General features: G+C 58.4%; 8 protein-coding genes. 4 read left to right on the top strand and 4 right to left on the bottom strand.

Annotation, left to right across the window (positions count from 1 at the left end):
* Positions 1–37 precede the first annotated feature (37 nt).
* Positions 38–280, top strand: a complete 243-nt coding sequence (locus tag AMR42_RS14695; RefSeq protein WP_099534418.1) for a hypothetical protein — start codon at positions 38–40, stop codon at positions 278–280.
* 155 nt (positions 281–435) lie between these two features.
* Here AMR42_RS14695 and AMR42_RS14690 read toward each other — a convergent pair whose 3' ends face one another.
* Both AMR42_RS14690 and AMR42_RS14685 read right to left on the bottom strand, forming a co-directional pair.
* Entirely contained in the window at positions 436–2,025 is a 1,590-nt protein-coding gene (locus tag AMR42_RS14690) for an NAD(P)H-quinone oxidoreductase subunit 4 (RefSeq protein ID WP_099534417.1), read from the bottom strand.
* Between the two features lie 484 nt (positions 2,026–2,509).
* Positions 2,510–2,896 (bottom strand): peptidoglycan-binding protein, encoded by a 387-nt coding sequence (locus tag AMR42_RS14685; RefSeq protein ID WP_158234495.1) that lies wholly within the window; start codon positions 2,894–2,896, stop codon positions 2,510–2,512.
* Between the two features lie 226 nt (positions 2,897–3,122).
* On the opposite strand from AMR42_RS14685, the gene AMR42_RS14680 reads away from it, so the two are divergent.
* The 3 genes from AMR42_RS14680 (at position 3,123) to AMR42_RS14665 (ending at position 10,580) form a co-directional block, all read left to right on the top strand.
* Positions 3,123–4,022 (top strand): hypothetical protein, encoded by a 900-nt coding sequence (locus AMR42_RS14680; RefSeq protein ID WP_099534415.1) that lies wholly within the window; start codon positions 3,123–3,125, stop codon positions 4,020–4,022.
* Positions 4,023–4,497: 475 nt separating this feature from the next.
* A complete protein-coding gene (locus AMR42_RS14670) occupies positions 4,498–7,554 on the top strand; it encodes an HD family phosphohydrolase (protein WP_099534413.1) in 3,057 nt (1,018 codons plus the stop codon).
* 122 nt (positions 7,555–7,676) lie between these two features.
* Positions 7,677–10,580, top strand: coding sequence for an EAL domain-containing protein (locus AMR42_RS14665; RefSeq protein ID WP_143473120.1), 2,904 nt, complete (start codon positions 7,677–7,679; stop codon positions 10,578–10,580).
* Between the two features lie 32 nt (positions 10,581–10,612).
* Here AMR42_RS14665 and AMR42_RS14660 read toward each other — a convergent pair whose 3' ends face one another.
* Positions 10,613–11,521, bottom strand: a complete 909-nt coding sequence (locus AMR42_RS14660; protein ID WP_099534411.1) for a calcium-binding protein — start codon at positions 11,519–11,521, stop codon at positions 10,613–10,615.
* Positions 11,522–11,551: 30 nt separating this feature from the next.
* Positions 11,552–12,157, bottom strand: coding sequence for a hypothetical protein (locus AMR42_RS14655; protein ID WP_143473119.1), 606 nt, complete (start codon positions 12,155–12,157; stop codon positions 11,552–11,554).
* Positions 12,158–12,319 lie beyond the last annotated feature (162 nt).

The raw sequence follows: 12,319 nt of genomic DNA, 5'->3' as shown, positions 1-12,319 counted from the left end.
GTTCTCCCCCATCTCTACCCCCCCCTCAAGGACTGTTATGAAAACCGATCTAGACTTCTCGAATCGTTACCTGTTGGATTCCGTCGTCTTCCGCCCCGACTTCAACTCAACGGGCGAAACCATCAACATCAATCAAGCCTGGTCTCTGTTTTTCACAGCGGGGCGCGAAGATAAGGCCCTGGGTTTCAATGCCGAAACCGGACGCTTTTTCACCAACATTCTCTTCGCCTTGGCGGCCGCAGGGGCCCTGTGGGGTCTACTCTTCAGCAGCACCCTGTAAGTAATGGCTGTAGAGCTTTTCCCGCCTCGAATCCCCAGCAGCTAACCTGCAATGAGAATCGTTAAAACTGACAAGAGCCGGGCCACAGTGTGGCCCGGCTCTAAGTCTATTGGGAGCGTACTGTTGAGAGCGTCCTGTATCTCAGGAGTTGCCCCCTAGGGTTCCAGGGCGATCGCCGGAGCCACTAACGGTTTTGCGCCCGGCATCAGCCCGATCGACTGTGACTCCCGACTCACCAAGGTTGGCACCGCGTCTCGCAGCCGTGCCGTTAGTTGCACCGTTGTTGAGTCATAGATCTGGGTCAACAGCTTGGGATAGAAGCCAATGCCAATGATCGGAATCAGCAGACAGGCGATGATGAACACCTCGCGTGGTTCCGCATCGATCAGCACCTCGTGGGACACCAATTCCTGATTTTCCGGGCCGTAGAAGATTTCCCGCAGCATCGATAGCAGATAAACCGGCGTGAGAATCACCCCCACCGCTGCCAGGAAGACCACAATCACCTTAAAGGGCAACGAATAGGCATCACTGTTGGCAAAACCCAGGAACACCGTTAGTTCTGCCACAAAGCCGCTCATCCCCGGCAAGGCCAGCGATGCCAGCGAGCAAGCCGTGAACATCGAGAAAATCTTGGGCATCTTTTGGCCCACGCCGCCCATTTCATCCAGCATTAGGGTGTGGGTGCGATCGTACGTGGCCCCCACCAGGAAGAACAGGCTCGCCCCAATCAACCCATGGGACACCATTTGCATCATCGCGCCGCTGATGCCCAAGTCCGTGAAGGAACCCAAGCCAATCAGCACAAAGCCCATGTGGGAAATCGAGGAATAGGCAATTTTGCGTTTCAGGTTCCGCTGGGCAAAGGAGGTGAGTGCCGCATAGACAATGTTCACCACCCCCAAAATCACCAACACGGGCGCAAAGGTGGCGTGGGCTTCCGGCAACATTCCGGCATTCATCCGCACCAGGGCATAGCCACCCATTTTCAGCAGGATGCCCGCCAGCAGCATGTGGACTGGAGCCGTGGCCTCCCCGTGGGCATCGGGCAACCAGGTATGCAGCGGGAAAATGGGTAGTTTGACGGCGTAGGCAATCAAAAATCCGCCGTAGAGCAACAGTTGCAGCGTGTGGCCATAGGGTTTGAGGGCCAGCTCCCGCATATCAAAGGTGACCGTATCGCCGTAGAAGGCCATGGCCAGGGCGGCAACCAAGATAAACAGCGAGCCACCAGCGGTGTAAAGGATGAATTTGGTGGCGGCGTAGAGACGTTTTTTGCCACCCCAAATCGACAGCAGCAGGTACACCGGAATCAGTTCCAGTTCCCAGACCAGGAAGAACAAAAGCAAGTCCTGAACGGCAAAGACGGCGATTTGACCGCCATACATGGCCAGCAGCAGGAAGTAGAACAGTTTGGGCTTGAGAGTGACGGGCCAGGAGGCCAAGATGGCCAAGGTGGTGATGAAGCCCGTCAGCAGGATCAGGGGCATGGAGAGGCCGTCTGCGCCCACTGACCATTTCAGGCCGAGTTCGGGAACCCAGGTGTAGCTTTCCACCAGTTGCAGTTCGGGGTTGCCGAAGTCGTACTGGGTACAAAAGGCATACACCAACAGGATGAAGTCAATGAGTCCTACTCCCAACGAAAACCAGCGTACGGTTTTGCCGTCTTTGTCGGGCAACAGGGGCACGATCAGGGCGGCGACGATGGGGAGGAGAATGGAGGTCGTCAGCCAGGGAAAGTTCATAGGAAGTCTTGCGTCGCTAGGTGCGATCGCGACTTGGCAAAGCGTTAGTGGGTGCGTTACTCAAAGCGTTGAGTGGTGATGGTTTTAGCCATCTCTGCTGACAGTGTAAGCAATGGGATCGATCCCGTGGCGATCGCTTAATACTTTGGTTACAAAGCACTTTGAACTCTTTAAAGTTCCGTTGCAGTTTGTGGCTATTTCCTAATTTTTTGCTATGCAGCTTTTGGCAGGAATTCCCCTTGCGGGTGCGATCGCTTTTGGAATTTATCAATTCTTAAGAATTGATCAAGGTTAACGTTTGTTGATTAACGCTTGCTACTTAACCCTTGGATGTTAATCCTTGGATGCTTTCTTCCCCTGGGTTTTGAGTCTTCAGCTTGGAGTCTTGGACTTTGATTGTGGAGACTCTGGGAAAAATTGGGGGAATTTGGGATCTCGGGAAGTACCTAACTCTCAAGCTTCTGCGGTCGATCGCCCCAAGGCCCTAGCGATCGGGGCGGGCAGGGGGCCGGCAGTTGGGATTGGGCAGCAGAGCATCCCAAGTTTCGGCGGTCACTTCACCACTGGGATCCAGTTTTTGGGTTTCCTGAAAAAGACGAACAGCGTTGGCTAAGGCGGTGTCGTAGGTTCCGTCTGCGGGGCCTTGATAGAACCCCAGGAGCGCCAAAATGCCCTGAAGTCGGCGCACATCGCTGCCACTGTCACCGGGGCCCAAGTTGGGCAGGGGTTCCCGACGCGGCGGGCAGTTGGCCCAAGCGGGCCCCATGCCCAGGCTGAGACTGATGCCTAGGCCGATCGCCCCCAGGCTCAGGAGCATTCCCAGCCGGGTGAAGGCAATTGCTTTTCGGGCCGATGCAGGATTTGGAGCCATGGCCAGCCTGGGACAATTGAAATGTTCGAGAATGGAAAGGAGGCGGTTCCAAGCCATAGGGCTAATTAACGGTTAGGCAATGGTTCAAGAACGAATTCTCAGCCGCACAGCGGAGCATCGGGAATCAAGGGTCAAGCTTGGACGGTTTTTTGCCATCCATCTTGAATTGGAGATCCCTTAGATTAGAGATTCGCTTGTCGCGCGATCGCGCTGGATTTGGCAAATCATGAGTTTTGGCGATTGGCCCGTCAGTTTACACGGTCGATTTGAAGGGGCCCTTGTGGGAGGCTTGGTGGCACTTCACCAGCTCGATCGAACCTGGGAGCGCGATCGACGCAATTTGGACGCGGCTTTGCAAGGGGCCCTCCAATTGTCAGAGATCGTTGGTGCACAGGCGGGCCCGGATCCGGGGCTGTTGGCCTTGGCCTCACTGGAGCCGCTGATGGCGGGGCCGGGCGATCAGTTGGGCTTGGCCCTGTTGCCTTTGCTATTGCGCTGGTTCGATCGCCCTTTGGTGTTGCGCCAACTGTGGACTCAGGCGATGGATCAGCCTTTGCCCGAAGCGGTAATTTTGGGGGCGGAGGTGTTGGCCTGGGTGTTGGTGCATCCCAATGCTGCCACGCTGGAATTCTCCCAGGGCGATCGAGAGGAAACCGAGTTCGATCCTGCGGCCCATGCGACCCATTCCACTGCTCTCTCCAACACCCTCTCCAATACCCTGTGGCCGTCGGTGGTCAACATTCTCAGCGATTGGCAAACGTTGGATCGATTGGCCCTGGATTGGCCCCAACGGCTGCGGGCAGCCACGCCGGAAACCTTGCCTATTTTGGTGGCACTCCATAGCCTGCGATCGAGCGGTGGCCGCTGGGCCAGCAGTTTAGCCCGCTGCCAACAGCAGTCGGCCAGTGCGGTTTTGTGGTCGGGAGTATTGGTGGGTGCGGTGGGGGGCTGCGCGGCCATTCCGGCCGATGTGGGGGCAATTGTGCCCGATCGGCTGCTGACCCGGGCTATTCAGGGATCGCAGATGTTGATCGATCGCTGGTCGGGTCGCTTGCCCCAATATCCCCTAACCGACTCGATCGCAGAGGGCGATCGCCTGATTACCCATTTCAGGGTGGGACGCTGAGTTGAACGCTGAGCAATTACACCCCGCAAAATCCGCAACTGGGGACGATTCAGCCAAAATTACCGATAAAATGCCCTACGCTTCAATCAACTGAGATACTGCCAAGATGCCACCCCAATCCCGCCATGGGGCGATCGGGTGGTGGCTGGCCCCATCTTGCCATGGGGCCGGTGTTAACCCATTGCGCAATCTTTGCGAGAGCGCTACGACTGTTGAAATTGTCCAGCAACCGGTTGGCCAGAGTGATGAATGAATCCCATGGGATCATGGCCAACTCAGCCAACCGGTTGAAGTACCGACAGAGTCCCTGCAAGATGAACATGGAGACGAGACCCTTTTGGGATGACCTCCGATGGTTCTTCAGAATGGCATTTTTCAGCCCATTCTTTGGGTCAAATCAATTGGGTGGAACTGATTATGGTGACTTGGATTGCAATGGCTACTGGCGCAATCGGCGCAGGGTGTTAGGGGCAAAATGAGAGCCTCCCAGACGTTGACCCCCGCCAATCCGATGGGGCGTGATGGGCAACAGCCTGCCCCATCCCACACCGACTCCGAAGCCAGTGCGCAGGAACCGCCACCTCGCCAGGGTTCCCTAGAAGATGCGGAGGATCCGGTGGAGCCAGTGGGCGGCCGATCGCCCGAGCCATTTCGCGACCCATCCCCCGGCCGATCGCCCTTGGGGCCAAATTCTTGCAGCGTTTCCCCGCCTGGTTCAGTACCGCCATTGCCGCCATTGCCCCCCAGCCCATCGACCCGGCACGGATTTGGGCAGCTTTGGCCCGAGCGACTTTGCTGGCTGAACCGTCGGCTGAGTTCACTGGTTCAACGAGTGACGATCAACGGAGGAGTTGGGGTGATTCGCGGCGCTTGCCATAGTCTCTGTTGCCAAACCATGGGCCAACCCTATGTGCGGCGGGCCCGATCGATCCGTCAGCGGGTGCAAACCATCCTGCTAGGGATTTTGGGGGCGATTATTCTGACGGCCACCATGAGCCAGCCTTGGTTAAATCAACCGCGCTACGGCATTGGTTCGATCGCCCCCCAGGATATCGTTGCCCCCTACGATGCCCAAGTGGTGGATCAAGTCACCACGCGCAGCCGTCGAGAGGCAGCCCGCAACGGCATTGTGCCCGCCCTGAAAATGGACTCCGATGCCACCCAACAGTTGGCGGCCGAGTTGCAACGTCGGCTGGAACGGAGTGATGAACTGCGTCAGGTGGCTGGTCAGTTTCCCTATTGGCCGTCGGCAAACCTGTCCACTGACCTGCAACAAATTGCGCGATCGCTCAATGAAGCGGACTGGCAACAGGTGCTCCAGGCCCTGGGGCAAGCGTCCCCCCACCCCACTCCCCGACCCACGGGCCGATCGGATGGGTTTGACCCCTTCAAGCCCTCCCTGGCCTCCGGCAAAGTTCTGCCCATTTCAGCAGAACACCCCCTGGTGGTTGCCCTCAAAACCTACCGCATTCAGTCCGGTGAAACGGCGCTGCGGCAAGTGATCAGCGCCATTGAAAAGGCCCGCGAACGCTACGCTATGGCCCAAGCCGTGATGCAGGACTTTGGGCAACAGGACTACACGGTGGATCTGTTCACCCTGACCGATACCCAATGGCAGGCCACCCGCGCTAAAACCTTGGTGGCCCTCGAAAACCTGTTGGTGCAGGGCCTCGCGCCCGGTTTACCGCCGGAACTCGTTGAACGGGCGGTGCAACTCCATGTGGCGTTGGTGGTTCCCCTGGAAGGTCGGGCCCTGGCTCAGCAGCTTTTGCTGGGCACGATCGATCGCCCCACCCTCACGGAAGATCCAGATCGCACCCGCCGCTTGGCTGAACAGGCGGCGGAAGATGTGCCCCTTTCGATCGTGTCGCGGCGCATGGGCGAAACCATTGTCCGTCAGGGTGAACGCATTGATGCGGGCCAATTTGCCCTGCTCGATCGCTATGGTCTCAGCTCTCGGAATGTGAACTGGGGAGCAATTCTGCGGCTGTTCCTGTTGGTCTCGGGGGCGATCGTGGCCTTTTGGCAAATTGAGCGCCGGGTCTATCACCGACTGCGCCAGCGAGACTGCTTCCTGTTGCTGCTGCTGGCCACCAGCACCCCCCTGTTGATCAGCATGGGAGCCACCTGGCCTTGGGCCAGCCCCACCATGCTGGCCAATTTGTCTGCCATTGGCCTGCTCAGTGGCAGTTTTTACGGCTCCCTGGTGGGCATGTCTTTGGTGGGGCTGTTGGCGCTGCTGTTGCCCCCCGGTTTGGAGGTGAGTTGGGTTGATGCCTTGATCGTGGCGGCGGGGGGCTTGGTAGCTGCGGCCTGGGCCGGCCGGGCCCGATCGCGCGAAGACTTGGCCCTGTTGGGCGGGGGCGTGGCGATCGCCCAAGGAGGGCTATACCTGGTCATGAACCTAATCAACAGTGCCGCGGCCGAATTTGTTTGGCTGACGGTTCTTGGTTCAGCGGCCCTATGCGGGTTTGCGGGGCTGATTTGGGTGATCATCGCCATTGGCCTCAGTCCCTACCTGGAACATCTGTTTGATTTGGTCACTCCCATTCGCCTGGCGGAGTTGGCGAATCCCAATCGCCCCTTGCTGAAGCAACTGGCGGCGGAAGCGCCGGGCACGTTTCAGCACACCCTGTTTGTGGCGAGTTTGGCGGAGGCGGCGGCTCGATCGCTCGGCTGCAATGTGGAACTGGTGCGGGCCGGCACGCTCTATCACGACATCGGCAAGCTCCATAACCCCCGCGCCTTCATCGAAAACCAAATGGGCGGCCCCAATCTGCACGATCAGCTGGCGGATCCTTGGCTGAGTACGGAAATTGTCCGCAAGCATGTGAGCGAAGGCTTGGTGATGGCGCGGCGGGCCCGGTTGCCCAAGGCCATCCAAGCTTTTATTCCGGAACACCAAGGCACGATGCTGATTGCCTATTTCTATTACCAAGCCAAGCAACAACAGGAACAGCGAGAGCAGCGGGCCAAGACAGCCCATTTCGGGTTAGAGCAAACTTCTGTGGAGCGATCGAGCCGATTCGATCGCGTAGATCGCTTAGACCAAGCCGATCGAGCAGGTCAAGCAAATCCAGCCCACCAGCCCGATCGCGCCACAACCACCCTCGAAACAACCCAAACAACCCAACAGGACAAGGCCCCCCAAGGGCGATCGCCCTACCAAGCTTGCAATTTAGATCAGCGTCCGGTGCTGGAAAGCCATTTTCGGTATCCGGGCCCCATTCCCCAATCGCGGGAAACAGGAATTGTCATGTTGGCGGACTCCTGCGAAGCGGCCCTGCGATCGCTGGAAAATGCCACCTATGAGGAAGCCTTGGCGCTGGTGAATCGAATGTTGCGGGCCCGCTGGCAAGACAATCAGCTCGTTTGCTCGGGCCTGAGTCGGGAAGACCTGCGGGTAATTGCGGAAGTGTTCGTTACGGTTTGGCAGCAGTTTAACCACAAACGAATTGCCTATCCCAAGGCCGCTTTAAACGTGCCCGATCGGCCAGCAGCAGAACCAGCGGCCAACTCCTGCGCCAAATAGTGCAACTTCAAAATGCAGCAATGCAGAAATGCAGAAATGCAGGATTGATTCAACCACCGAACGATCGGGGTTGGCTCGCCTATTTGCAAAAATGTCAGTAAACCACAGCAAATTAATCACGGTTGATTAACCCCAAGGCGATCTCAACATTCGGACTTCGAGCGCGATCGGTTCCCCTGCGGTGGCTGCTGGTGATGCCCGTGGCGATCCAGTTGGTGGGGGCGATTGGGCTAACCAGTTGGCTCGCCTGGCGACATGCCAACCACCTGCTAACCGCCAACAGCACCCGCCTGCGCCAGGAAACCAGCCTGCGGATTGGGCAATTTTTGCAGGGCAGTTTGCAAGCCCCAGTCCAGGTGGTGCAACTGATGGCCCAGGATTCGGAAACGGGGCGGGTGAATTTTTTGGATCCGAGCGATCGGGAACAACGCCTGATTGAATATTTCCAAATCTTCAAGGGCACGGTGGACAACGTGGCCTATGGCGGCCAGGATGGGGAGTTTGCCGCCGTGCAGTTCACCGACGATCGCAGCGCTCGCCAATTGCAGGTGGCCGGGCGAGCCACGGACGGCAAAATGCTGGGGTTTGATTTAGACCAAAACCGCAAGCTGACCTCCGTGGCCCAAGTGTTTGACCCGCGCCGCCGGAGTTGGTACAGCAACACCTTCAAGGCCGAGCGTTTGGTTTGGAATTCGGTCTTTCAGCTCCACAGCAACCCGCAAATTTTGGCGCTGCCGGTGAGCCAGCCCGTGCGCGATCGCAATGGGCGAGTCATTGGGGTGGTCACGTCGCGGCTGTATCTGTCGGCGGTGAGCCGGTTTCTGAAAAACCTGCCGATCGGGCGATCGGGCTTGGCTTTTGTGATGGAAACCGATGGGCAGCTCATCGCCACCTCCACCGCCACGCCGTTGGTTTGGCCCAACCAACCCCAACCCAGCCGCATTAAGGCCAATCAATCCCTGCATCCGGTGATTCGAGCCACGGCCCAACATCTAGCAGCCGATCGGATCATCACCGCCCCAACGGATCCCGCAGCCCCGCCAGCCAGAGTTCACCCCCCCGCCGCTGCCAATCCCCAATCCTTTACCCTGACCGTGAACCATCGCGCCTATTTGGGCCAGGCCACTCGGTTCCAAAACGCGATCGGTCTGCAATGGTGGGTGGTGATTGTGGTGCCGGAAAGTGATTTTTACGCCCCGATCGCCGCTCAGTTACAAACAACGGTGGTGGCTTGTTTGGTGATGTTGCTGGTGGTGGCGGCGGTGGGGGGATGGCTGACCCAATGGCTAACTCGGCCGCTTCAGCACCTGGTCTTGGCGGCGGAGGGTTTGGCCAAGGGGAACTGGCTCGATCGCGCACCCCGATCGCCCATTGCCGAAATCGATCGCCTGGCCAGCACCTTCAACGCCATGACGGAGCAGCTCGCCCAATCTTTTCAAACCCTGGCCCACCAAGCCGCCCACGATCCGCTTACGGATTTGCCCAATCGCCACACCCTGCTGCAAGCCATTGACCATCGCCTAGAGCAAATGGAGCAGCAAATAGAACAGCAAATGGCGCAAAACATGACCCAAAACATGGTCCACCCCATGGGCCCACCGGGGGAACCGTCTTTGGCAACCGGCCTCAACCCTCAGCCCTGGCCAGGGTTAATTGATGCCGGGCCCGGTCACTATAGCGCCATCCTGCATTTGGACTTGGATGATTTCAAGCTGGTGAACGATTCCTTGGGCCATTGGGTGGGCGATCAGTTGCTGACCCTATTGGCCCAGCGGCTGCAAGCCCATTTGCAACCTAATGAGGTGCTGGCTCGGTTTGGGGGCGATGAATTTACGCTGTTTTTGGAAGGATTGGCCAGCTATGACCAAGGGATCGATCGCGCCATTCAACTGCAAACCCTCATTGCCCAACCCTTTGACCTGGGGAGTTTGGAAATTTTTGCGCGCGTCAGCATCGGCATCACCTGGGTAAATCCTCAGTTGGATGCGGAAACCCTGCTGCGTCAGGCAGAAATTGCCCTTTATGCGGCTAAACAGCGGGGCAAAGGCACTTGCGTAGTCTTCCGGCGGGAAATGCATGCCCAGGTGCTTAGTCGGTTCCAGATGGCTTCGGATTTGCAATGGGCGCTGCCTCGACGAGAACTGGTGCTGCACTACCAACCGGTGGTGGCGTTGGAGACCCAAGCGATCCAGGGATTTGAGGCCCTGATGCGCTGGCACCATCCTCAACGTGGGTCGATCGCCCCCACGGAGTTCATCCCGATCGCGGAAGAAACCGGCATCATTGTGGAGTTGGGGCTGTGGGCCCTGCGGGAAGCCTGCCAGCAACTACAGCATTGGCGATCGGCCTATCCCTGGTGTCAAGAGTTGCCCATTTCCGTCAACTGCTCCATTCGTCAACTGACGGGGGCGGACTTTGTGGGGCAAGTGGAGGCCATTTTGCAAGAAACGGGGCTGCCCCCCAATCTCCTGGCTTTGGAAATTACGGAAAGCCTGTTGATGTACCTCTCCCCGGAGTTGCGGGCCACGCTCGATCGTCTGGCGATCCTGGGGGTGCGCTGGGTGATTGATGACTTTGGCACGGGCTACTCGTCCCTCAGCTATTTGCACCAATTGCCACTGTCGGGGCTGAAAATTGATCAGTCGTTTATCCATAACCTCGATCGCCAAGAACGACCTCGGGCGATCGTGGCTGCCATTTTGAACCTGGCCGAGCAGTTAGAGTTAACCGTCACCGCCGAAGGAGCCGAAACCATCTCCAGCATCAGCACCTTGCAGGGGTTGGGCTGTCGGCAAGTGCAAGGGTTCTTTTTCTGTCCAGCCAGCACCCCCCGCACCTTGGAGGCTTGGATGACGAATTGGCAAAGGCGTGTGCGACCGCCCCGGCCGCGGTTAACCATTGTTCGATCGCCCCAGGAGCGATCGGCTCCGGCCACCAACCGCGCCCTGATCGACACCATCGATCGCACCCTAAACTACGCCGCTGAACGCCTTGATCCCCAGGAATTGGATCCCCAAAACCCCTGAGCAGGGGCCGGAGCGATTCATGCCTGGGTAGGTCACCCTCCGGCATTCAGACCCACAATTCTGATCTGATCGGGACTGGCACCGCGCACTAGCCCCAGGGCCAAACCAGTGCTGCTATCCGTAATCAGCGTGGCCGCGATCGCCTCCACCCGAAAATCCGCCGTCCGAATCATCGATCCTGGCGGAAACGGCCCCTCAGGCGCATGGTCGCGCGAATCGCCAATCACCAAGTAGCGCTGGCTGAGGCGCACATTGGCCGGCAACACACCATCCGCCAACTGGATGCGATCGCCCTCGGCCGCGTTGTAGTCCAGGATGATATCCACCACCAGCTCATCCACGTTGAAAATTGGGTCGGTGGTACGGGGTTGCTCACTCCCGATCGCGCTGTTGGCCGGGGCATCGCCCGGCCGGAGGATGAAGGTATCCGCGCCGCGACCTCCCCAGAGCCGATCGCGCCCCAAGTCTCCCGCGAGAGTATCGTTGCCGGCCTCACCGGTCAGGATATCGGCCCCCTGCCCCCCCAGCAGCAGATCATCCCCTTCACCGCCATAGAGATAGTCGGCCTGTAAATTGCCAAATAGGGTGTCGCTGCCGGCCCCGCCGCTGAGGTAATCCATCCCTCGCCCACCGATCAGGCGATCGGCCCCGTCGTTGCCTTCCAGATAGTCGCCGCCCCCGTTGCCATAGATGATGTCTGCGGCCTCGCTGCCCTGCACCAAATCATCGCCATTCAGGGCCCGCACACCGCCTGGATAGGCCGTCAGCAGGGACGGAATCCGCACCCGATCGCCCTGTTGCCCATTGGCACTCAGATCAAAAAAACGCGGTCGGGTTCCATCATCGGGCGACAGCGGATCGCGAATCAAGCGAGTATCCGGTAATCCATCGGCAGCAAACAGGCTAAAGAAACTGCCGAATTCGTAATCATTGTCGGCCATGGTCAATGGGACAAATTCAATGGGGACAAATTACAGGCGCAACAAATCCGCACCGCTACCGGGTCGAGGTTGCACCGGAGTGGGACGCGGGGTATTGGTGGGGCCGGGGGTAGCGGTGGGCAGCTCACCCCGATTGCCGTTGGGGTCAAACAAAATCACCAGGGTGTTCACCAACCGATCGCGCTGGGCCCGGTTCAAGCGTCGAACGGCCGCCTGGTCCCCATCCAAGGGATTTTCCGTGAGGCGTTCATTGCCGGGATAGCTGGTTTCGGGAATGTATTGATGCAGGCCCAAATAGTCCGCGAGGGTCAGTTTCCAATCCAATCGCGAAAAGGGCGATCGCCCCACTTGGTAAACGTGGTAGCGAATCATGCGGGCTAATAAACTGCTGCCGCGATCGACCTCTCGGGACTCACGGTTGATGTAGTGATCTTCCCGGGGAATATCCGGCAGCACTTGATAAACCTGCCGCCAAACATCATTGGTGGAAGGAGGCAGTTGGGCGATCGCGGGGCCCCGAAGCATCAGGGCGATCGCCAAACCCAAGGCCACCCAAACGCCCCACAGGCCAGGCCAACGCCCCGATCGCCGCCCGTTTCCGCTCAACAGAGTCATAAACTGCCGTGCTCGCTTCATGGATTCTGAATCTTGGTTGATCCGGGCGGTCGAGATGACCGCGCTCCGGACGGGCGGGCCGAACCCTCAATTAACGCTCAAAAATAACGTTCAGAACAGAACCAACGTTCAGAAGCGTCATTAGGAGACTGACGAAACTGAGAAACAAACTAAGAAACAAAA

This window comes from Limnothrix sp. PR1529, assembly GCF_002742025.1.
Classification (GTDB): domain Bacteria; phylum Cyanobacteriota; class Cyanobacteriia; order CACIAM-69d; family CACIAM-69d; genus CACIAM-69d.
Note: the sequence above shows the minus strand (reverse complement) of the source record. Positions and strands in the feature narration are given on the sequence as shown.